Raw genomic sequence first — 23,183 nt, forward strand, 5'->3', positions numbered from 1 at the left:
GGTTCGTGCGCGATGGTCCTGCAAGAGCTTGCATTGATGATCGGGTAAACGACTTGCCCTGCCTGATTGCAGACGAGATGACTGACCTGTTTCCCTGGGGTAAACCGCTAACGATGTCGAAAGCCAGGAAAGTACTGTTGCTGCTCATGATTGTGGGCGCTGCCCTGGGTTATCTCGGGCTTCGTGCCGCTTCAACTCCGCGCGAGGCTCAAGCGGGAACTACTGATGTCGCTCAGCGGCAGCAACTGATTCATGCACTGGTCTCGAACAAGAAAAGCCCTATCAAGGAAGCCCGCTGGGTTACACCGTCCCTGCTGCAGATAGGTGTTGTCGATGATCATACCTTGCAGTTCCGGCTGGCCGAGTCCGTTTGCCTGAGTGCCAAACAGTACGGTACGCCTGCAAGGCTCGTCAGAGTGGTGGATGCAGCAGAACTGAGGCAAGGTGGAAAGCTGGTAGAGCTTGGGCAGGCCGCTTGTCAGTAGATAGTCTCGTGAAGGTCGTATAGACGAGAAAACCAACTCTCAAGCGCGCCCCGATTGTCACAATCGGGGCAAGGCGAATCTGGAATGCTGAGCCGTTTAATGTAGCCGTTAATCGGCCTGGTGCCTTCCGGTTGATGTGAGAGATGCCACCTTAATTAACGGTTGATCAGCCCGTGTTTACGGAGCTTGCGGTACAACGTATTGCGACTGATACCGAGCCGCTCAGCCACATGCCCTCGATGCCAGTGCTCAGCCTGCAAGGCTGCAACCAGGGCATCACGCTCCGCTGTCCCCAAAGGGTTACATGCATTTTCTGCAGGTGCCTCCAGAGGCAGAACGGCTGCCACATCCCTGAGGCCGATCCAGCACCCTTCGCTCAAGGCTACAAGCGTTCTCAACAGGTTTCTCAGCTGACGAATATTGCCGGGCCATGGCTGCGCCAGTAGCGCCTGCCTGGCTGCCGGTTCCACTCGAATTTCTTTGCCACGAGCCTCCTCTCGGAGCAGATGATCGATCAGATCAGCCTTGTCGCTTCGTTCTCGCAAAGGCGTCAGGGTGACTTGCAGGCCAGTCAGGCGGTAATAGAGATCTTCCCGAAACTGACCCGCCGCCACCAGCGCCTTGAGGTCTCGATGGCTGGCACTGATCAGGCGAATATCAAGCGGCTGTGGTGTGGTACTTCCCAACGGAACGACATGACGTTCCTCTAGAACACGCAGTAGCCGGGTCTGCAGGGCAAGCGGCATATCGCCAATTTCATCAAGGAACAGGACGCCGCCATTGGCATGCTGGAGCTTGCCTGCCATGCCTTCCTTGCGTGCACCGGTAAATGTTCCGCCGCAATAACCAAACAGCTCGCTTTCGATCAGCGCCTCGGGAATGGCCGCACAGTTGAGTGCGATAAATGGCTTGCCTGCACGTGAACTGGCACGGTGCAGCGCAGTAGCGAAAGCCTCCTTGCCAGTCCCGGTCTCCCCATAGAGAAGAACCGGCACATCATGCTCCAACACCTTGAGCGCCCGATCGAACGCCGCATGTAGTGCATGATCGGCGAGACATAGCCCCTCGATCTTTGCGCGGCGAACCGGCGGAGGCGTTACAACTGTACGCAGCTGTATGCCCCGTACCTGTGCATGGAGCAACACGCCGCTCAAGGTGCATATCGACCAATAGGTACTGGGTTGCGGCTGCGCATAGGCTAGGAGTTCATCGAGTCTGATGTCAAGCACGCCCTCCAGCGACTGACCCAGCAACGCCTCACGGCGGGAGGCCAGTAGGTTCAGGGCCGGCTCGTTAACTGCGGTAATCCGGCCCCCTCCATCGAATGCCAGGAGCCCCTCGCTAAGCAGACCGAGAAACTCGGGCTGGGTATGGAAGCGCAGCAGGTAGTCCTGCTTACAATGCTGCAGGAAAAAGCCATTTTCGATCAGTTTTGTCGAAAGTGTCGTGAGCGCCATCGTATGAAACTGGCTCTGCCGCGATTGCTGCTCGCGAACCGTAGAAACATTGAGTACCGCCTGGAGATTTCCGGCCGGATCAAAGACGGGCATCGCCGAGCAAGTCAAACCCGTATGGCGACTGCGAAAGTGTTCCTCCCGAAAAATCGTGATGGGTTGGCGCTCAACCAGACAGGTACCCACCCCGTTGGTCCCCTCGATATCTTCGTTCCATACCGCACCAAGCCACAGGCCAGCACGCTCGAGCAGAACTTGCTCTGCCTCATGGAAGACGCTTTCAATCACCACGCCCTGGGCATCGGTCAACAAGATCGTGTGTCCTGCCCCGCCCAGCTGCTGGTAAAGGGTGTTCATCTGCCCACGGGCCAAGCCAAGGAGGTTACACAGCGGCTCTCGGTGATCAACCAGGCGCGGCTGCTCTATGACGCAAGGTGCCTGGGGACTGGCAGGATCCAGCTGGTAGTGCTCAAGGCAGCGCTGCCAGGAGCGTACGACAACCGGGTCTGTAGAGCCTGAAGGCAAGCTGGCTAGTGCTTTTGAAAAAGGAGGTATTGAAGTATGAGGCCTTTGGGACATTCTTGTTGTTCTCCCTATGCAGGCGGCAAGGTTCAATGTCTAGTGTAGGTCATTCAAGCCTCTAAGGCTGGTAGGCCAGAAGCGGTACAAAATGTCACCCTCTTAGGCCAGGACCGATACACGGGCTGACCTGGGATAGCCGCAACCGTATCGGCAACACCACAGCAGGTAAGCGTTTTCCAAACCTGGCCTTATCCTTGCTCCACTCTCCTATGTATTCCCCTGCACAACAACAACGATCAGGAGAGTCCATTCATGCGTTACGCCTTTTTCTGCACCAGGAACGTTTGCGCCCTGCCATACGGTACGCCAAGGCCATCCATTATCGATTCAAGGGAGCAGCACGCTACGCCCGCTGAACAATCCCTCCTACGCCAGCGTGCCTGGTACCGGGAAGCCCTGACCCTCTTGCCCGTTGCACGGCCTAACTAACCCCGTCACGACAGACCTGTTTGAGCCGACGCGGACTTGCCGACCCGGGGCGGACTGCGCACAACAACAATTAGTCCGGGAGGAGACACCTATGAATATTCATGTTGATCCTACAGCCGCATCTCAAGCGCAATCCCCGACAGCCCAGCTCTCCAATTGGGTAGAGCGCTTCGGCAACCGCCTTGCTGCACGAGACATCGATGGCACACTTGAGCTGTTTGCCGATGACTGCCACTGGCGTGATCTGGTGCTGTTCAGCTGGAACCTGATTACGCTGGAGGGCAAAAACGCGATTCGTGAAATGCTTGAGGAGCGCCTCGAACAGACCCAACCTGATCACTGGACGCTAGAGGGCGAGGCGACTCTAACCGACGGTGTACTCGAAGGCTGGATCCGTCTGGAAACAGACGTTGCCCGTGGTAAAGGTTATGTGCGGCTCAAAGACGGGCTGTGCTGGACACTCCTCACCACCATGCGTGAACTCAAAGGGTTCGAGGAGCCTTCCGGGCGGCGGCGCCCTATGGGTGCAACGCATGGACATGGTCATACCGACAAGCGCAACTGGCTAGAAAAACGCCGTGACGAGGAGGCGGCACTGGGTATCACCGAACAACCCTATTGCCTGATCATCGGAGGTGGGCAAGGCGGTCTGGGGCTTGCCGCACGGCTCAAGCGCCTTGGCGTTCCTACATTGATCGTCGACAAGGCTGAACGACCGGGCGATCAGTGGCGTGGTCGCTACAAGTCGCTTTGCCTGCATGATCCCGTCTGGTACGACCACATGCCCTACCTGCCTTTTCCTGATCACTGGCCCGTCTTTACGCCCAAAGATCAGATCGGCGACTGGCTGGAGATGTATTCCAAAGTCATGGAGCTCAATTACTGGGCAAAGACCGAATGCGTCAAAGCCTCTTATGACGAGACTGCGCGGCAATGGACCGTAGAGGTGGTACGTGAAGGCCAGCCGATTACGCTTAAACCTACCCAGCTGATTCTGGCAACCGGTATGTCGGGCGTACCCAATGTTCCCGTTTACCCCGGAGCGGAGACGTTTGCCGGGCAGCAGTATCATTCCAGCCAATACCCAGGAGGCGATGCCTGGCGTGGCAAACGGGCAGTCGTTATCGGAGCCAACAACTCGGCCCACGACATTTGCGCCGATCTTGTGGAAAACGGTGCGGACGTCACCATGGTGCAGCGCTCCAGCACCCATATCGTACGCTCCGATTCGTTGATGGAAATCGTCTTCGGCCCCCTCTACTCCGAGGATGCCCTTGAGCAGGGGATCACGGCAGACAAGGCCGACATGCTGTTCGCTTCCCTGCCCTACCGTGTGCTGCCTGAATTCCATCGCAAGGCCTTCGACCGTGTGAAGGAACGAGACAAGGACTTCTATGAGCGGTTAAGCGCAGCCGGTTTCATGCTGGACTTCGGGGACGATGAGTCCGGCCTCTTCCTCAAATATGTTCGCCGCGGCTCAGGCTATTACATTGATGTTGGGGCGTCGGAGCTCATCGCCAATGGCACTATCAAGCTCAAGAGCGGGAAGGGACTGGGCGTCGATCATATCGAGCCAGACGCCGTAGTCCTGACCGATGGTAGCCGATTACCGGCTGATCTCATCGTCTATGCCACCGGCTACGGCTCGATGAATGGATGGGCCGCCAAGCTGATCTCACAGGAAGTGGCTGACAAAGTAGGCCGGTGCTGGGGGCTTGGGTCAGGTACCACCAAGGATTCAGGCCCGTACGAGGGAGAGCTGCGTAATATGTGGAAGCCTACCCAGCAAGACAACCTCTGGTTCCATGGGGGTAATCTCCATCAGTCCCGACATTATTCTCTGTATTTGGCTCTCCAACTCAAGGCACGCTTCGAGGGGCTGAATACCTCGGTCTACAAACTTGCGCCAAGCTACCACAAGGGCTGATCGGCTTGCGCCAATCGTTCAACATTGCGGTCTTGCATGCTTTCTCCAGGCGATGTGCAAGACCGTCTCACGATACGCCGGATATCCGTAGGGCGCTTGAAAATCCAGATCAATGCAGGTGTCCCTGTCATGCTCTTGACTAGCAGCTTGTCCGGACTGGTCGGTACCACTTATATAGGGGCAGATGATTAGGCCGCAGGGCATAACGCCGCTACAGGCGGGCGTCAAGTAAGACAGGCAGCAAGACGGGCCTTTCCCTGGACCGCCTTGCTGTTTTGCTGTGAGTCGCAGCTCAGTCCTTGATTCGACTCATCGCTATTCGCTTACGCCAGTTGTGTATCGAGGTTGGCACCATCCCCCTTGTAATCTTCATGCTCGACGTCGTCGAAACCGGGCGACGGCAAATGCCCTCCGTCTGCAAAGAACTCATATTCCTCTTCACGGTACTCGAAGATACTTAGATCTTCCGGTGCGTCACGCTGGCCGTAGTTGTACATGTACTCATCCAGAAACTCGAAGCGTTGTTTGCCATCGGCGGTGAGCAGGTTCTGATCATTCAGATCGTTGATCAGGCTTTGCAAATCTTCGCGATGAGCATCCATGCGGTTGTTGTGCTTGATGTCCTCGACGATCAGAAAGGGCGTCAGCGCCACCGTCAATGCTGCGCCAACCCATAGCAGCGGCCCCGCCAGGGCACGAACGGCGTTGGCTCCCATGACCGCGGCCATTTGTGCGCCGCCACCGGCAAAGTTGAAGGCGCCCGCAGCAACAGTAATAGCACCCTGCGCCACAGCGACCTTGTCGTTGCTGTTAAGACCTGACTTGATCTTCAAGCCACCCAGCACAATGTCAGCGACCCCGGTGAAGGTATTAGCGCCTGCATCCATGACCCGCAGGAATGCCGAAACGCCACGGCTGGTAGGGGTGCTGCCCTTGAGCCCCGGATTTTTGGCAAAGCCGTCACGGAAGCCTTCGTTCAGCGTTGTCCATTGCTCCGGCGTCAGATCCATTTTTGCTGCCAGCTTCTGCTGATCGGGAACAGGGGCCGCATCAATCGCTGCGTTGAAGCCTTCATAGATCTTTTTCAAATCACCTTCCACAAGGCTCAGGTTTCTGCCAGAACCTTCCGGTACATCCTTACCAAAGATCTGCGGCAAGGACTTGTCCAACCCCATCATCTGGTTGATCTTGGTCCCCCAGATGCTATCGACGATATTACTGCCCAGATTCACAAAGTGCTGCCCTGCGCCCAAGACACTGACAAAGTCTTTTGCAATCGCCAGACGCTCCTCTGGAGTATCCGCCAGTGTGCCGCCCTTGCCTGCAATCTGGTAGATCCCGGAAGCCAGGGAAATCAGACCACCTGCAGACCCCAACGCACCGTTGCTGTTGAGCTCGGTAATGGTCTTGAGCATGCTGCCATGGGCGCCCTCACCCAAGGTCTTGTAGACGTCTTTGCTCATAACCTTGTTGATGTCATCCGCCGTCACGACCCCGTTCTTGCTAAAGGTCGCCCCCAATTCCTTGAGTGCTTCGCCAAATGCTTTTGCAGTCTGCTTGTTACCCAGGAACTCCTGTACGAAGCGCTCGGTTTCCACGGTGCGCCGCGATATGTCGATACCGCCTTTTTTCAGTGCGGTCAGGAGCGTCTTGATGGTGTCCTGGGTAGCTAGAACTGTGTTTTCGTCGTTGATTCCCGAGGGATCGGCCAGTAGCTTGTCGAGATCAATTGTCGTGGCGTCGATCATCATGTGCTGGGAAAACTGCGCAGCCTTGTCCGGGTCGAAGGCCGCCAGCGAAGCATAGGTCTTGCCGATGTCAGCCTCCGCCAGTTCATCCTTGCCATTCTTCTTGAGTTCGGCGATATAACGCGAGTACTCCTCGGAGAAGGCCATGGTCTCGAGTTTTTCGCGCACCGCGTCCTTGTTCGGCAGTGCGTCCAGGGCCTTACTTTGTTGAGCCTGGAAATCCTTCTGTACGCTTTCCGAGCCGAAGAGCTTGCCGACCTGTTCGTCCACCTTGGCCTTATCAATGATGGAAGACAGGTCTTTACCGCTCACCTTGGCTGTACCCTGTCCCATCGACATGTCCAGCACGACCATGTCCAACCCGTTCTCGCTGGCGCTCTGAGCACGCAAGGCGTTATAGAGCTTGGCGCGGTCATCGTCCTTGGCAATGCTGCCGTTGTCGATTCCCTTTTTCCAATCGGCGAGCAGGTTCTGCCACGTCAGTTCGCTCACTGTAAGTTTGCGGTTCTTGTCCGCTGGATCAGTTGTGGTAGTTTCCAGGTTGGCGACATCCGTTTCGGTATCCGGTGGCAGGCCTGCACTTTCGCGTGCAAAATCGATTTTCCCTTCTTCGGTAAGCTCTGGCCCCTTGAGATTGGAGAAACCGTACTTGCCAAAATCCTGAAGTCGGCCGGCCTCAGTGCCATTTTCTGCTTCGCCGCCCTTGGTGATGCCATTGATCTTGCCATCGCCAATATCGCTACCAGAAAGAACCTTGCCTTCACCGTCGTAGCGCTCGATGTGTTCGAGCACCTGTGAAGCCCGGTAGGCTGCATCGGCATCTTTTTCAAAATCGCCGACTCGCTCCTTGAGCATATCCTTGATGCCACTCTGGTTTCCCAGATTCTTGAGTAGCGGATCGCTGTCGATAATATCCTGGGCCGAGCGCTTATCGTTCGGAGGCAGCTCCCATACGATGCCCAGCTTCTCGGCCTGCTCACGGGCCTGCTTGTCACCCGCTACCGCTGCAGGGTCCTTGAGCTCACCTTTCAGGCTAGAAAAGCCGTACTTACCAAAATCCTGCAGCCGACCGGCTTCAGTGCCGTGCTTCGCCTCACCACTCTTGGTAAAGCCATTGATACTGCCATTGCCCACGTCTTTTCCGGCAATCTTCTCACCAGAGGCGTCCAACGTTTCTACATGCTCCAACACTTGTGCAGCCCGGTAAGCCGCATCGGCGTCCTTTTCAAAATCACCTACCTGCTCCTTGAGCATATCTTTCACGTTGCTCTGGTTGCCCAGGTTCTTGAGCAAGGGATTGGAATCAATAATGTCTTGCGCGGAGCGATCATCACCTTCCGGCCGCTCCCAGCGGATACCCAGCGCTTCTGCCTGCTCGCGAGCCTTATCGTTATTACCAGCTAAAGAGACCTGATGGAGCTCGCCCTTCAAAAAAGAGAACCCATACTTGCCAAAGTCTTGTAGGCGGCCAGCTTCAGTACCGTGTTTTGCATCGCCTCCTTTGGTGAATCCATCGATTCGATCATTATCGACATTGCTGTCACCGATGATGCGATTGCCGTTTTCATCGATCTTCACTACGTGCTCAAGCACCTGGACAGCCCGGTATGCGGCGTCAGCGTCCTTCTCGAAATCGCCCACCCGCTCCTTGAGTTTGTCCTTCACCCCGCTCTGGTTGCCCAGATGTTTGAGTAGCGGACTGTCGTCGATGATTTCCTGAGCCGAACGTGTATCGTCCTTAGGGCGTTCCCAGCGGATGCCGACCTCCTTGGCATCTTCCACTGCCTGATTCCAGGCTTTGTCTGACTCCGAGCCTGCTGGCGGGTTATCGTTATTACTTACAGCCTTGACGGTCATTGCCTATTCCTTCTTGTGGTGGACCAGACAAGTCAGTGACTACATGAGCTTACGTAAACAGGCCGCAAAACTCCCTACTGGTTAGACTGGGCATGGATGAGGTATGGCTATAGGGTTCGGCCTCTCACCAGAATGCTATCGTCAATACATAACGAAGCACCCCGAACCAGATGCCGACTCCGACAAACCTCGCCTATCAAAAACCTTCACGATGAAAATACAATGACACTGCTGATTGCCAAGCACAGGCAATACCGCAGATAGCGGCTAAGTTCCGTCGCTTAGAGAGGATTTTTAGAAGCAGGCCTGCAGGCTGAGCGCCGCAGACAGAGATGTAACAAGCAAATGATGGCCGGGTACTAACAGGCTTATCCTGCGTAACATCTGATGGAGCCATAAAGAAGGTTCAGTGCGATACCAGCAAGCGGCGCAGTCAGTGCCACGCCGGGTGGGTTATAGCCGCTATCAACCCAATACCACGTGCGGTAAAAACCGGCTGGAGTCCTTGGTAATAAGGCTGTCATCTTCTCTGATGCCGATACCCGAAGCTACATCGGCAATCACCCAGGAGCCGATCAGGGTGTAACTGTCACCAAAGCGTGGGAGCGGTGAAAAAGCCTGGAGTATGTACGGCGCGTCCGTATAAGGACCATCCTCCCTGACAACCTGATCCTCATCGGTGCGGATTTCAATGTTGGCGCCCTCCCGCGAAAAGAAGGGTTTGCGCACCCAACCTTTGGGAACCGGCTTTGCTGGATCAGCATCGACCATGCACGGCAGCAGATTGGGGTGTCCCTGGTTGAATCGCCACAACAGCGGCAGAATACCCTTGTTGCTGATCAAAGACTTCCAGGCGGGCTCCACGAACTGCGTATCACATCGTGGTACGGCTTTGCCAAACTCTTCGCTGAAGATATGCTCCCAGGCATGGAGCTTGAAGAGCCGCTCGATCCAACGTCCCTCAAGGTCCACGAACCGCCCCTCAGCCGTCAGCCCGATATCCTCCACATTAATATGCCGCGCATCGATTCCGGCGTGTGCCGCCATTCGACGCAAGAAATCTGTCGTACCGCGGTCCTCGACCGAGCCCGACATGGCCGAAAAATAGAAAGCCCCACCGACAGGAAATGCAGCAAAGGCACGTATCAAGTCTTCGGCGATGGTATTGAACTGATTTGCCTCAGGCGGCAACACGCCACGGGCGATCTGATCTTCAAGCCATAACAGCTGCACGGATCCTGCTTCAAGCAACGAGGTAGGCGTATCCATGTTGGCTTCCAGCAGTTTGGCTGGCCCGCTTCCGTCGTAGGCAAAATCGAATCGCCCATACAAATGCGGGTGGCCTTCCTTCCATGAGCTGCGGACCAGATCAAAAAAGGCCGGGGGAATGGCGAGACCTTCGAGCAGCTCTTCGCTGTCGACAACCCGGTCGACGACATCCAGGCACATCTCATGCAGTTCCCGGGTCGGCTGCTCCAGATCGCGGGTGATCTGGGCCTCGGTGAACTGGTAGTAACCCCGTTCATCCCAGTAGCGCTCGCCATCGATCGTGTGAAAGTTGAAGCCTTCACGCTCCAGGATCTCGCGCCAATCCGGGCGCTCTTCGATGCTGATCTTTTTCATGCTCGAATGTCCTTAGCTACTGCTGTATCCACCGCTGCTCTTGCCACCCCAGCCGCTACGGGCGCTGGCCTGACTGCCAAAGCCTCCGCGAGAGATGGTGGAAGATACGGCTGATCCGGATGTTCCCGAATTTCGACTCAGGCTTCTGCCCAGAGTAGATGAGGTATAGCTGTTGGTAGGACTGGTCCTGGCCTGCGTCGAACGGCTGAATGTTTTACCCTGCTCAATCTGGCGCGAAAGCGTCGAGTTGTAATAGTTGCCGCGGTTGTCCCGCGCCTGGTAAATCGGCTGCGAGTAGTAGTGGTTGTTACCCGAGCCACTAAGCATGTTGCCGATCAGGAGTCCCATGAGCAGGCCGTTAAGGTGACTGCCCCCACCACCTCCGCCGCCGCTTTGATTGTTCGCCTGCTCGACAGCCTGCTTGGGCAGGTCTCCGGACATGGCCAGTTCAAAGCCCCCCAGCTTGGGCATGTACTTGCCATCGGATGTCGCCTGGCAATAACCGGGTACGAAGTCGGCATCGCATGACGCCTGATCGTCGTAGGTCGGCGCGATGCGCTTGTGATCAGCCATCGCCTGCATGTAGGCATCCGAACAGATATCGACCGGAACCTTGGCCTCAACGCACTGCTGCACGGAGCTGAAGTTCTGGCTGGCGCTGTAGGTGGCGGTATTCTGTGACTTGCCACAGGCGACCAGCGCCAGCGGCAGGGTACTGGCCAATACCAGCTTGACGGAACTGCGTTTTCTCATCGGTTATTCCTCCTGGCTCAGACCGACGGCGTCATGCAGGCGGAATTGATAAAACCGATACTGATTGCGACAGAGGCTGAATACACTGCCGCAGCCGTTTCACCTCGCCCGATACGAGCAGAAAGGTCCTTCACCACCAGGCTGGTGCCAAGGAAGGTCAACAGCTGAACGACCGCGGCGATGACGACCCAAACCACGAAGTCCAGAACGCTTACGCTATAAGCAATGATGTTGCTCGCCGGCAGGGCAAAGCCGATCAGCGAGCCACCCAAAGCAATGGCAGCCGCGGTATTGCCCTCGCGAATGAGCGCAAATTCCTTGTGTGGTGTGAGACGGGTATAAACCAGCTGGAACAAGGCGAACAGGATAGCCGCAACAACAATATAGATGATGAAGCCCATTACCGCGCCAGCGTTCAGGGATAGACGAAGTGCTTCAAGCATGTAGATTTCCTTATCAGAGGACCTGAAGGTCTGTAGGTTGTAGCGTTACGCCAACGGCCGTCGACAGCGAGATGACACCCTCATCATCTTCCTCGACCGACAGGAGCAGAAACTCCCGACGATTCACCAGGCCGATTTCACGTGCGTAGAGCATGCAATTATGCCGGATTCGATAAGACTGCTCTGGACTTTTGACGTACTCAAGGAGCGGCGTCAGCTCCGTCTGGCCGTCTTCCGTCCCCCATTGGCGTTCATACTCCTCGCCGTCGAGCTCATAGAGTGGCATACCCAGCTTTGCGCCCGGCCCCGAAAGGCTTAGCAATTCGGCCTTGCTGTTGATCGTGGTGACGCTGTGATAGCCAAAAAGAATGATGTCCTGGATGTCATCATTGCTAGGGCCGTTCATGACTATCTGGAGGAAATAGTCCTCATCGTCCAGATAGAAACGCAGCAGTCGCATGGACTGGCCAAGGTCGATATTACCCACCGCCCAGACCTTTTCATCCCCTGGCAGGGTAACGTGCGAGTGCCCGTCGAGCAGCAGCTTCAGGGATTTGTCCAGGCATATCATCCGCTCCCGGGTCAGCCCCAGCGGGCTGGCGTTGGTGATAGGTGCAGAACCTGCCCTTTCCTTAGGGAGCGGCGCCTCCATGCCTAGCGCCCTCTTGATCCAACTCATAAAGCACCTCCTGTTTCTTTATTGTAGAGATTATCTGGCATTAGCCAGTAATGTCTTCGAATGCATGATCCACCCGACCACTATGCCTGCAACGGCACCGGCGATGTGGGACTCGAACGAAATACCCGGCACGGGTAGAAAACCAAAGACCAGCCCGCCATAACCCAGCAAGGCGGCTGCAGCAATCAACAGACTTAAAAGGCTCCGCTGAAACCATGCGCGGGCCAGGACATAGGACCACAGACCGAAGATCAGCCCACTGGCTCCTACATGAATACTAGGCCGACCCAGCAGCCAGACCAGCAGTCCGCCCAACATGGCAATCAGCACGAGCACCCGAACATAGCGCTCGAGGCCTTCGTTGGAAATAAGCCAGCTGAGCACTACAAAGGGCGCAAGGTTACTGAGCAGATGCCGGATGGAGCCGTGTAGAAAAGGGGCAAACAGGAGCCCCTGCAAGCCGCTGGTTGTACGAGGGATGATTCCGTGGTGTACCAGGCTGTTCGCCGTCAAGGTGTTCACCAATTGAACCAGCACCATGATCCCGGCCAACATGAGGATAACCGGCAGGCATTTTCCTGTACGCATCGACATCTCTCATGACACAGAAGGGCAGCCGGAAGGATTCGGCTGCCCTTCTGTAACGCTTATTGTGCAGAGCCCGAGGACTGCTTGGCCTTCAGGCGAGCCAGGACATCAGCACCGCCGCCCGACTTGGAGCCAATCCCGGCTTCTTGTAGACGGCGCTCCAGATCACCGCCGTTGGAAGCGCTGGCGAGCTCTTCAGCTGCCTGCAGGCGAGCATCCTGCTCGTCCTGACGGGCCTTGATCCGGGCCAGCGAATCTACAGCCGTTTCCAGGGAACCATTAGCACCACCTGTAGCGGCAGCTGTTGCCACTCGTGCCTTCTGAACGGTTTCCCGCGCCTTGGCCATCTCGACTTGCTGCTTGAGCCCCTTGATCTGCGCTTCGGCCTTGATGACCTGAGCATGCAGGGCTTCTGTCTGCTTGCCGAACTGATCCGCCAGCACCTGCTCCTGATCACGCTGGGCCTCGATCTCGGCTACCTTGTTTGCACACTCAGTCGCCAGACCTTCCTCGCCTTTCTCCAGCGCAGCCATCGCCTTGCCTTCCCAGTTCTGAATGTCCCCCTTGAAGGCATCCAGACGTTGCAGCGAGAGCTTGTGCTTGGCCTTGATATCGACCAGGCCGTTACGAGCCCGCAGCAAGGCGGCTTCGGCATCACGGATTTCCTGGTCAAGAATACGGATTGCCTGCTGATCGACAATTGCTTCGCCCACTTCAGAGGCGCCACCGCGAAGCGCGGTTACTACTTTTTTCCAAATGCTCATCTGTGTACTCCAATGCGAATAAAGGGTCAGGCCTTGATATGGTCTTCGAATGCTTCAGCGGCGCGAATCACGTTTTCCGCCAAGGTGTAGATCTCCTGGACGATAACCGTCAGGGAAGAAGCCGCACTCAAGGCGCCAAACATGCAATAAATCTCTGTACCGTCTACCGATTCGATACCTACCGAGGACAGGGGAAACATGTCCCGGCTACGCAGCAGCAGGCTGTTGAACTCAACGGTATCCTTGACTTTGCCCGCCTCGAACAGCGTGGCATCGACTAACACCTGATCACCGGAGACCGCCAGGTAAATCGGCAGGTCGCCATACTCTGTCATGGTAAGTTTGATGCTGGGCACCGCACCTTCAGCAACGGTCAGAACAATCTCGCCCTTCTCAACCACCTCCAGCTCGGCCAGGGCCTTGTGCAGCGAGCTGATACTCCAGTTGGTGTTCTCGGTCATAAAGTCCTCCAGTTTGACTTTCTCGCCCAAAAAGGGCTGCCGTAGCGCTTTCTCGATACCCCGAAGGGCGTTAACGTTTTCAGGAAGAATCCAGAACTCACGCTTTACCAGACCTGCCTCACGTAATCGCGTCCGCATCTCGCGGACATAATCAGCGGTGGTTTTACCCTTGCCGGAGCCTGCCTTGGCCGTAGCATCATCCAGTGGTTTCTTGCGAGGCATCTGACCTCCCAGACTCATTACATGTAAGAAAATCTACTCCTGAATCCAGGGCAGTGCAATACTTACATGTAAGTATTTTTGACCATTACATGTAATATTATTTTGCCTGAACCTTTTCAGGCCTAGAACAGTGGAAATCTCAGTAAACGCCTTTACCGCCATTACGGCGATAGAACAGGCAACCGCTCCATACATTCACGGTGATTGTTCTGAGTCGGTTCTCAAGGGTATCGCGACACGTTAGGCACGCGAACTCCACGCTTCAGGAGCACTCAATTATCTCGTACCCATCATGAGGACTCGCCATGAGAAAGATAACTGCTTTTCTAACAGCCTCACTACTGACTGCCAGTGTTGCGGGTGTAGCCTGGGCCGATCAGCCCGGTGCTGACTGGATCAGCAAAGATCAGGCGGAGGCTGCGCTCAAGGCTGCCGGCTATACAGAGATCACCAAGATCGAAGCGGACGATGGGCATTGGGAAGGGGAAGGCACCAAGCAGGACGGCATGAAGTATGAGTTTCATGTAGACCCGCACAGTGGCAAGATCATTAAAGACGAAATGGACCATTAACGCCTACTCGTGTGCCTACCTACGCCGGTAGGCACACACTTCATACCGTGCTTCTGTGACGTGTACGCCTCTGCCCTTTCTTCCGAACTTGAACAGTGGTTTAACCGCTAGGCCGCCTGTACACCACAAATAGGCAGATATGCTTATGATAGGTGTCCCTTTTCAGGAAGACGGTCATGACGCAAAAGACATTATTGTTGACAGGCGCGAGCCGTGGCATCGGCCATGCCACGGTCAAGCACTTCAATGCAGCGGGCTGGCGCGTATTTACCGCTTCACGCCAGAATTGGGCGGCAGACTGCCCCTGGTCCGAAGGATTGATGAATCATATCCATCTCGACCTCGAAGACATCGATAGCGTTGAGCAGAACTTGGCGCTGATTCACGACAAACTGGGTGGTCGTCTTGACGCGCTAGTGAATAATGCTGGCATCTCACCCAAAAGCGAGACCGGTTCACGGCTGGGTGTGTTAGAAATGGGCTACGCCGATTGGATCAAGGTATTCAACGTCAACTTATTTTCTACCGCCCTGCTGGCAAAAGGGTTGTTCAATGAGCTCAAGGCCGCCAGGGGCTGCGTCATCAACGTCACCTCTATTGCTGGGTCGCGAGTTCATCCATTCGCCGGCGTAGCCTATGCAACGTCCAAAGCGGCCCTTTCGGCGCTGACCCGGGAAATGGCCTACGACTTCGGCCCGCACGGCATCAGGGTAAATGCCATTGCTCCAGGTGAAATCGATACCTCGATTCTTTCACCCGGAACGGAAGAAATCGTTCAACGCGATATTCCACTTCACCGCCTGGGTAAGCCCGAGGAAGTGGCCTCCTTGATCTACTTTTTATGTACAGGAGGCGCGTCGTACATTAATGGCTCCGAGATCCATGTCAATGGCGGCCAGCATGTTTGAAGCGCAGGAAGGCCGGAGTAAAAGTTGCTACGGCTTTTCTCTGAATCAACCAAGTCGGTTCAACCGAGTGGATCGTTTACCCGAGCGCTTCTTTGGAATGCCTGAAGGGAACAGAGCTGTTGGCCGTCCTCGTTAAAGTTGGCCGGGTCTAACCATCCTGTAAACGCGTTACGCAGTACCGGCCATTCAGTGTCAATGATTGAAAACCAGGCCGTATCCCGGCTCCGTCCCTTGTAGACCAGAGCCTGCCGGAATACACCTTCAAACTGAAACCCCAAGCGAAGCGCAGCCTGGCGCGAGGGCTCGTTCAGGCTATCGCATTTCCACTCGTAACGCCGATAGCCCAGGTCCTCGAAGGCATGATACATAAGCAGATAATGTGCTTCGGTTGAAAGTATCGAGCGCTTCATGAGTATGGAGAAAGCAACATGCCCAACCTCCATAATGCCATTGGCAGGATCTATCCGCATCAGGGACAACGTCCCAACCGCGCGACCGCTTCGTAGATCGACCACCGCGAAGTGCATCGGGTCCTCACTCGCAGCAGCCTGCTCGGCAAACCGGTAATAGTCCGCTTCATGAGTGAAAGGGCCGGACAGCATATAGGTCCAGTCTCTGCCGTCTTCTGCATAACCATACGCCTCGTACAGGTCGGATGCGTGGATCTCAGCATTGAGTGGCTCAAGGCGACAATAGCGACCCTCCTTTACCGTACGAGACGGCCATGAACGCTCTGTCCACTCTGCCAGAGGCTGCCCTATGGGTTGTTGGTACGCGTTCCGTATTCCTTCCCGATTCATCATCTACCTGACCAACAGTTGAATGAGCTATAACGGTATTCAGGATATGGCTCTGCCAAAAGAGCCACATTTGAGCTTTTTTATAGAGCCAGACACTTAGCTGATGAATACGATACGTGAAACCCTGTTGCTGTTTGGCACACCACTCTCTCGAGCCCCATCAGCGGCGTCGTTGCAGGCACAGCTCTATGAACGACTCCAATCAGCTATTTTGAAGGGACAGTTGGCGGCAGACACTCGGCTGCCCGGCTCACGTGAACTGGCCAGTGCGTTATCAATTTCACGCAACACGGTCATTGCCGTATATGAGCAACTTTCCACCGAAGGGTATGTTCATGCGAGCTCTACCGGTACCCGAGTCGCGAGATTGTCCGAGAGGCCTGTATCCGCTGTAGATGATATGCCATGTACGGCCGGACTGGCCCGACGCATTGAGCAGATAGGGAATGGCTCAGCGCTCGCCGAATCCAGCGGTGCACTCCGGCCTGGTATCCCGGCACTTTCCTACTTTCCGCTCTCTACCTGGCGACGGGTGTTGGATCAGGAGATCAGCCGTGCGGGCTCTTCGGGTCTGGGCTATGGAGATCCGTTGGGTGAGCCACGTTTACGCGCCTCGCTAGCACGTTATCTCTCGCTTTCACGCGGGGTTAACTGCACGGCAGAACAGATCATCATTACCGAAGGAACCCAGGAAGCCCTGGCGCTATCTGTTCGCCTGCTGACCAATCCAGGCGATACGGCCTGGATTGAAGATCCCGGCTACCGGGGTATAAAGACTGCAATGCGTGCAGGTGATCTACATATCGTTCCCAAACGGGTCGATACAGAAGGGTTGGCAGTAGCAGCCGCTGACTGGGTTACTGCTCCACCTCGCCTGATCTACACCACTCCCTCTCATCAATATCCCATGGGGTCAGTACTTAGCGTAAGCCGCCGTCTGACATTGATTGAGCAGGCACGAGCGCATGGCGCCTGGATCATTGAAGATGATTATGACAGCGAGTTTCGCCATTTCGGTGAGCCTGTAAAAGCCATGCAAGGCCTTGTCCTGAATGCACCGGTGGTGTATATCGGCAGCTTCAGCAAAACCATGTTTCCAGCGCTTCGCCTGGGTTTCATGGTACTGCCTCACTCACTGATGGTAGCGACCCGCGCCTCCCTGACAGAAATGCTGCGTGGAGGACATCGTTATGAGCAGCTGGCGATGGCGTCCTTTATCGAGAAGGGACATTTCAGCCGTCATCTAGGCCGCATGCGGCGCCTGTACCGTGAGCGCCAACAGATCTTGCGCACCGCGCTCCAGCAGTTCATCCCTATGCCCTATGAACTCATGGGTGGAAATGCGGGAATGCATCTGACGTTACGTCTACCCGCACATTGTTGTGATCAGAAGGTAGTTGAAGCGGCCAGTCGCTACAATATGGCTCCAGCGGCTCTGTCGCGTTATACCTTGTCACCGCTGCCCGAGGACAACGGCTTGGTAATTGGATATGGCAATACGGCGACGGAACTGTTTGCTCCGCTGGCCAGCAGACTTGGGCAACTTCTTAAAAGCGCTTGATTACTGATGTTGCTGAAGGGTTCCAGTCACGGCCCAGGCTTAACGTTATCTCTTTCGTATCCATGCAGATCTACCGTACGAATTTGAAAGAGCCCCTTGCACCCTTAAAGACAACCTAAGGCTGGCTATAAATTGCCTCACTTCACTATCATCCGGTCAGGCTAAGGCGTCAGCATGTAGCTATTGAGCTAAACCACTACATTTCGTCTGTTCCGCCTCGCTTTTTTTGCAAAAAAATGAATTTCTTTACTGAATTTGTCCTTCTACGGCCCATGCGGCATGGACAAATCACTATCAGCATTGCACCCTTGGGTCGGAGCTTCTCTAACCGCCCTACCTAAAGGAAAAAGTGATGGCCAAGGCCTCTGATTTGATCGTACGTTGTCTGGAAAACGAAGGTGTGGAATACATCTTTGGTATTCCTGGGGAAGAAAACCTAGACCTGCTGGACTCGCTCTCCCGTTCCAGCCAGATCAAACTGATCCTGACACGTCACGAACAATCCGCCGGATTCATGGCGGCGACCTATGGTCGTCTGACCGGTAAGACCGGCGTGTGTCTGTCGACGTTAGGCCCGGGCGCCACAAACCTTGTGACTGCAGGCGCCTATGCCTACCTGGGCGGCATGCCGATGATGATGATCACCGGGCAGAAGCCGATCAAGAAGTCCAAGCAAGGCCGTTTCCAGATTATCGATGTCTGCGGCATGATGGACCCAATCACCAAGTACACACACCAGCTGGCCTCTGCCGACAATATCCCTTCGCGTATTCGTGAAGCGATCCGTCTGGCTGAAGAAGAAAAGCCCGGTTCGGTTCACCTGGAGCTTCCAGAAGACATCGCGGCTGAGCAGACTGAAAGCACCCCGATTCCACCCAGCCTGACCCGCCGACCCATCGCTGAATACAAGTCCATCCAGGCGGCCATATCCAAGCTGGAAGGCGCACGCAGCCCAGTCCTGGTCATCGGTGCGGGGGCCAATCGCAAGATGACGGCGCGCGTGCTGCGTCAGTTAATTGAAAAGACGGGTATTCCGTTCATTACCACCCAGATGGGTAAAGGGGTGGTGGATGAGCGTCATCCCCGTTTCCTGGGTAACGCGGCGCTGTCGGCCGGTGACTTCGTGCACCGTGCGCTGGAGTCGGCTGATCTGATCGTCAACATTGGCCACGACGTCATCGAAAAGCCACCGTTCTTCATGGTGCGTGGAGGTACGGAGGTCATCCACATCAACTTCCGCTCGGCCGAAGTCGATCCGGTGTATTTCCCTCAGGTAGAAGTGGTAGGCGATATCGCCAATGCCATCTGGCAAATCAAGGAAGCCATTGAAGTTCAACCAACCTGGGACTTCGACCGCCTGTTGACCATTCGTGAAGCCAACGAGGCTCATGTCTCCGAAGGCTCCACAGATGACCGCTTCCCGATGTACCCGCAGCGTATGGTTGCAGACCTGCGCAAGGTGCTGCCGTCGGATGGTATCGTGGCGCTGGATAACGGTATCTACAAGATCTGGTTTGCCCGTAACTACAAGGCCTACATGCCTAACACGGTGTTGCTGGACAACGCATTGGCTACCATGGGTGCTGGTCTGCCTTCTGCCATGGCGGCACGCCTGGTTCATCCACAGACGCCTATCGTTGCTGTCTGCGGCGACGGCGGTTTCATGATGAACAGCCAAGAGCTGGAAACTGCAGTACGTCTGAAGATGAACCTTGTGGTCATCATTCTGCGTGATGACGGATACGGCATGATTCGCTGGAAGCAGGCGCAGATGGGCTTTGAGGACTACGGTCTGGATTATGGCAACCCGGATTTTGTCCGTTATGCCGAAAGCTATGGCGCTCAGGGCCATCGGGTGGAAAGCGCTGCGGAATTCGCCTCATTGGTTGAGCGCTGCGTGAACACACCAGGCGTACATGTAATCGATTGCCCGGTCGATTACTCCGAAAACGACCGCATTCTGCACCAGGAAATCAAGGAGCGCAGCGCTCAGGTCTAAACAGCACTGTACCCGATGAAACCAAACGCCCCCGTACTAACGGGGGCGTTTGGTTTGAGAGTCTGGAGGAATGGGTATAGCCCCACCTTTTCACCCTATCGCGTCGGCGCCTCATGAATCAAAGCGATCCGGTTACTGCTGGGCACTGCTCGAGCCCTAACTGATCAAAAAATGATCAACTCTGTCCAGCCCTTGCCGTGTATGGGCTAGGCATAATTATCCACAAGCATATTCACTTTATAAGTGGAAAACCTTTCAGGCTGAAACGCTGGAAATCCACAGTCCGACCTGCTACCCCACTCTAACGTCAACTCGGTATTGATTCGGATCAACGTCCTGCACGGCAAAATGCTGAACTTCTGGTCACAAGCGGGTTACTAAATCGTAACCGAAGGACAATGTTATCGATCCCTCTAGAAAGGAGTGCTGATTTGAGCCAGTTAGAGAATGTCCCAAAGCGTAAACGCATTACGGCTACGTATGTCATAACGCTTGCGATCCTGGGAATCCTGTTTGCCATCGTGGTCAACAAGTTCATTCTGCCCAAGTCCGAGACCTTTGATGGCGATGCCGTCAAACCCAGACCTTCAGTCAGCGAATACATTACCCAGGCCCAGCCGGACGTCTGTAAAGATGAGGCAGCAGATGCGCCAAGTCCGAAATGTGTATCAGACCTTGCCCTTAAGGCCAAAGAGCAGGGCTATGACTTTAATGAAGTGGATACTTACCTGAAGCAGCGCTTCCCTAACGTTCAGCGTTAACGAAGCAGCCAGGAAGCGCCAGTCCTTCTCAGGAACGCTTCCCCAGAACACCAGAGCGCCTGCAGACATCTACCGCAGGCGCTCTGGTTTTAAAACATGAAACAGGACGTAATTGATCAACGATTACGGACGGCACCCAGCCGGATCAGCCGGTTACTGCGGTCAGATGCTCATATAGAATGACCGAGCCGATACCGATTAGCACTACCCCACCAATGATCTCGGCCCGCTTGCCGATGACAGCCCCCATCACGCGCCCCAACATGACGCCGATAGTCACCATGATCATGGTCGCCAAGCCGATGGCCAGCGCCGCGCCAATGATATTGACGTTGATGAAAGCAAGCCCCACGCCGACCGCCAGGGCATCGATACTGGTGGCTACCGCCGTAATGGCGAGCAACCAGAACGAGTGCTGAGTGGGCTTTTCCACGACCTCTTCTGCTTCTCTCACGCCAGACCAGATCATGCGCAGACCCAGACCTAACAGAAGCGTAAAGGCAATCCAGTGATCCCACTCTTGTACAAACTGAGCAGCTGCAAGGCCGGCAGCCCAGCCAATGACGGGGGTAATGGCCTCAATGGTGCCAAAGATCGCACCGGTGCGCAGCGCTTCTCGCAGACAAGGCTTATGCAGGCTGGCACCTTTGCCCACCGCAGCGGCGAACGCATCCGTGGACATGGCTAAGGCAAGTAAGACGAGAGCAGCTGGATTCACGATTTCCGTACCGATCGGGCTAACGTCCAATGACATATCCACGCGCCCGATCCTGAACGCAGATATATCAATGGTCTCGCCAACCGGGTGGTCGTTTATGCCACGGCATGCATGCCGAGAATGTTGACATAAACACTTTCGAAGCATTCGAAAGCAGGCTACTCCCCAAAGAAGCCGCCACAATACACAAAGAAATTTATCAAGTCTATCAGATAGATAGAGCTAATCTTTTTAGCCATGGCTATGTTTTGTCGTCACCTCATAGGCTCGAAAGGGCCTCACGCACCTTGAGCCTGTATAACCTCAGCGTATACCTCTCCCTCTGGCACAGGCGTCAACGTACCGCCAGCCGCGCGGCTCGGTGCCATATGCCTGACACACTTGCGCCGTATTGTGCTCAGTACCACTGGAGCAGCTGCCATGGGCTTGCGACCGGTGCACTCACTTCCTGGACGGAGAAGATAACAATGAAAAAAGTACGGCCTCTCTGGGTCGCGCTGGCGGCTGTGCTGTCTACCCATGCGCTGGCGTCTCCCAATAACACGCTGGTAGGCTGGGCTGTCATGCCACCTGATACGTTTTCCGATGGGCCTACTTCTGGCCAGTTCATCAGTCCAAATTCGTATGGCACCTTTCTACCGCCTTATCAGGGCCTCCAGCCCGTACAGGGGTTTTCCGCGGTGTTGCCAGGCGCTGATGAAAACAGTTTTCTGTTCCTGACAGACAATGGCTTCGGTACTCAGGCCAACTCTGCCGATGCCCTGCTGCGTCTGTATAGCGCACGGGTTGATTTCAAGACCCGCCGCGGCGGTACTGGTACGATTACCGCAAGCAACGCTCTGACCGGCATGCCTCTGGCTCGCTTTACCGAGCCGTCGCGAATCACGCTCAACGATGTCAACCGTAAACTGACCATGCCTATCCAGGCGGATTACGCTCACTACTACAACAAAAGCACCAATCCCGAAGTGGATCCCGCCATTCAGTTCTCTCGCCTGATCACTGGTGCTGATCTGGACGTCGAGTCCGTGCGCCGAGACAAGAACTGTGCATTGTGGTTTGGCGATGAGTTCGGACCTTATCTGGTCAAGACAGACGGCTCAGGAACCGTATTGCGGAGCGAAATCCCACTCCCAGGCGTTTACGCGCCGGAAAACAAGGACGTTGTGGCAGGAAAGGCCACGGCCAACCTGGGCGGCTCGGGTGGGTTTGAGGGTATGGCTATCAACCCCCGTGGTGACAAATTGTATGCCCTACTGGAAAAACCGGTGACAGGTGATCCGGCTAACCAGCTGCGTATCAACGAATTCGATATCGATCATGAGCGCTTCACTGGCGTTACCTATTTTTATCGTACCCAAGCTGCTGGCAATGCTATTGGGGACATGACAGCCATCGACGATAATCGCTTTCTGGTCATCGAGCGTAACGGCGGCACAGCTACCAATGGCGTCCCGTTCAAGCGGATCTACCTGATCGACACCCGTGCCGTGCCTAATGGCGGCGTGGTACGCAAGACCGAGCTGGTCGATCTGATGCGCCTGGACGACCCAGACGACCTGAACGGCGATGGCTCAAATGTATTCACGTTCCCCTATGTCACCATCGAAGACGTGCTGCCGCTGGACGAGCGCACCCTGCTGGTGGTCAACGACAACAACTTTCCGGGCGGTGGTGGTCGCGAGCGGGCAGCAGACGCGACCGAGTTTCTTAAAATCCGTCTGGCCCAGCCTATTCCAGGCATGTGGCCGCCACACCTGTTACAACGCACCAGTAATGCACGGTGCGGTCTGCCTTTGAAAATGGCCAGAAACGGCCAGTAAACCAGAAGCGCTCCGAAGCATTCCTC

General features: G+C 55.5%; 19 protein-coding genes and 1 riboswitch. Of the genes, 8 read left to right on the forward strand and 11 right to left on the reverse strand.

What is annotated here, in order from left to right; genetic code table 11:
* Positions 1–77 precede the first annotated feature (77 nt).
* The gene (locus tag B3729_RS20990) at positions 78–485 is read left to right on the forward strand and encodes a hypothetical protein (RefSeq protein WP_286788921.1); all 408 of its coding nucleotides are present in this window, start codon (positions 78–80) and stop codon (positions 483–485) included.
* A gap of 155 nt (positions 486–640) precedes the next feature.
* Here the strand turns inward: B3729_RS20990 and B3729_RS20995 are convergent, their stop codons facing one another.
* Positions 641–2,518, reverse strand: coding sequence for a sigma-54-dependent Fis family transcriptional regulator (locus B3729_RS20995; protein WP_286788922.1), 1,878 nt, complete (start codon positions 2,516–2,518; stop codon positions 641–643).
* Between the two features lie 523 nt (positions 2,519–3,041).
* Here B3729_RS20995 and B3729_RS21000 point away from each other — a divergent pair.
* Positions 3,042–4,877: an NAD(P)/FAD-dependent oxidoreductase gene (locus B3729_RS21000; protein ID WP_286788923.1), complete on the forward strand. Its 1,836-nt coding sequence runs from the start codon at positions 3,042–3,044 to the stop codon at positions 4,875–4,877.
* Between the two features lie 323 nt (positions 4,878–5,200).
* On the opposite strand, the gene B3729_RS21005 is transcribed toward B3729_RS21000, so the two are convergent.
* From B3729_RS21005 to B3729_RS21040, 8 genes are all read right to left on the reverse strand, one after another.
* Positions 5,201–8,482, reverse strand: coding sequence for a hypothetical protein (locus B3729_RS21005; protein ID WP_286788924.1), 3,282 nt, complete (start codon positions 8,480–8,482; stop codon positions 5,201–5,203).
* Positions 8,483–8,947: 465 nt separating this feature from the next.
* Complete coding sequence (locus B3729_RS21010; RefSeq protein ID WP_286788925.1) at positions 8,948–10,105, reverse strand: glutathionylspermidine synthase family protein; 1,158 nt, start codon at positions 10,103–10,105, stop codon at positions 8,948–8,950.
* 12 nt (positions 10,106–10,117) lie between these two features.
* The gene (locus B3729_RS21015; RefSeq protein ID WP_010798796.1) at positions 10,118–10,858 is read right to left on the reverse strand and encodes a DUF1190 domain-containing protein; all 741 of its coding nucleotides are present in this window, start codon (positions 10,856–10,858) and stop codon (positions 10,118–10,120) included.
* 17 nt (positions 10,859–10,875) lie between these two features.
* Positions 10,876–11,301, reverse strand: coding sequence for a DUF350 domain-containing protein (locus B3729_RS21020; protein WP_010798797.1), 426 nt, complete (start codon positions 11,299–11,301; stop codon positions 10,876–10,878).
* A 13-nt stretch (positions 11,302–11,314) separates the two neighbouring features.
* A complete protein-coding gene (locus B3729_RS21025; RefSeq protein ID WP_010798798.1) occupies positions 11,315–11,980 on the reverse strand; it encodes a DUF2491 family protein in 666 nt (221 codons plus the stop codon).
* Between the two features lie 30 nt (positions 11,981–12,010).
* Positions 12,011–12,568 (reverse strand): rhomboid family intramembrane serine protease, encoded by a 558-nt coding sequence (locus B3729_RS21030; protein ID WP_010798799.1) that lies wholly within the window; start codon positions 12,566–12,568, stop codon positions 12,011–12,013.
* 59 nt (positions 12,569–12,627) lie between these two features.
* A complete protein-coding gene (locus B3729_RS21035) occupies positions 12,628–13,332 on the reverse strand; it encodes a PspA/IM30 family protein (RefSeq protein ID WP_010798800.1) in 705 nt (234 codons plus the stop codon).
* Positions 13,333–13,358: 26 nt separating this feature from the next.
* Positions 13,359–14,015 carry a YjfI family protein gene (locus tag B3729_RS21040; RefSeq protein ID WP_010798801.1) on the reverse strand — a complete coding sequence of 219 codons (657 nt, stop codon included), beginning with the start codon at positions 14,013–14,015 and terminating at the stop codon, positions 13,359–13,361.
* Between the two features lie 305 nt (positions 14,016–14,320).
* Here B3729_RS21040 and B3729_RS21045 point away from each other — a divergent pair, with 305 nt between their 5' ends.
* Both B3729_RS21045 and B3729_RS21050 read left to right on the forward strand, forming a co-directional pair.
* Complete coding sequence (locus tag B3729_RS21045) at positions 14,321–14,587, forward strand: PepSY domain-containing protein (protein WP_197873577.1); 267 nt, start codon at positions 14,321–14,323, stop codon at positions 14,585–14,587.
* A 176-nt stretch (positions 14,588–14,763) separates the two neighbouring features.
* Positions 14,764–15,495 carry an SDR family NAD(P)-dependent oxidoreductase gene (locus B3729_RS21050; RefSeq protein ID WP_197873576.1) on the forward strand — a complete coding sequence of 244 codons (732 nt, stop codon included), beginning with the start codon at positions 14,764–14,766 and terminating at the stop codon, positions 15,493–15,495.
* Positions 15,496–15,554: 59 nt separating this feature from the next.
* Here B3729_RS21050 and B3729_RS21055 read toward each other — a convergent pair whose 3' ends face one another.
* Complete coding sequence (locus B3729_RS21055) at positions 15,555–16,298, reverse strand: GNAT family N-acetyltransferase (protein ID WP_286788926.1); 744 nt, start codon at positions 16,296–16,298, stop codon at positions 15,555–15,557.
* A gap of 100 nt (positions 16,299–16,398) precedes the next feature.
* On the opposite strand from B3729_RS21055, the gene B3729_RS21060 reads away from it, so the two are divergent.
* From B3729_RS21060 to B3729_RS21070, 3 genes are all read left to right on the forward strand, one after another.
* Positions 16,399–17,856, forward strand: coding sequence for a PLP-dependent aminotransferase family protein (locus tag B3729_RS21060; RefSeq protein ID WP_286788927.1), 1,458 nt, complete (start codon positions 16,399–16,401; stop codon positions 17,854–17,856).
* A gap of 352 nt (positions 17,857–18,208) precedes the next feature.
* The gene (locus B3729_RS21065) at positions 18,209–19,855 is read left to right on the forward strand and encodes an acetolactate synthase large subunit (RefSeq protein ID WP_010798806.1); all 1,647 of its coding nucleotides are present in this window, start codon (positions 18,209–18,211) and stop codon (positions 19,853–19,855) included.
* A gap of 431 nt (positions 19,856–20,286) precedes the next feature.
* Positions 20,287–20,616 (forward strand): hypothetical protein, encoded by a 330-nt coding sequence (locus B3729_RS21070; protein WP_010798807.1) that lies wholly within the window; start codon positions 20,287–20,289, stop codon positions 20,614–20,616.
* A 145-nt stretch (positions 20,617–20,761) separates the two neighbouring features.
* Here the strand turns inward: B3729_RS21070 and mntP are convergent, their stop codons facing one another.
* Positions 20,762–21,334 (reverse strand): manganese efflux pump MntP, encoded by a 573-nt coding sequence (mntP, locus tag B3729_RS21075; protein WP_286788955.1) that lies wholly within the window; start codon positions 21,332–21,334, stop codon positions 20,762–20,764.
* 9 nt (positions 21,335–21,343) lie between these two features.
* Positions 21,344–21,508: riboswitch (yybP-ykoY riboswitch) on the reverse strand.
* A gap of 293 nt (positions 21,509–21,801) precedes the next feature.
* Here mntP and B3729_RS21080 point away from each other — a divergent pair.
* Positions 21,802–23,157, forward strand: a complete 1,356-nt coding sequence (locus B3729_RS21080) for an esterase-like activity of phytase family protein (RefSeq protein ID WP_286788928.1) — start codon at positions 21,802–21,804, stop codon at positions 23,155–23,157.
* Positions 23,158–23,183 lie beyond the last annotated feature (26 nt).

Origin of the sequence: Pseudomonas sp. UBA3149 (assembly GCF_002364655.1) — a bacterium.
GTDB lineage: Bacteria > Pseudomonadota > Gammaproteobacteria > Pseudomonadales > Pseudomonadaceae > Chryseomonas > Chryseomonas luteola.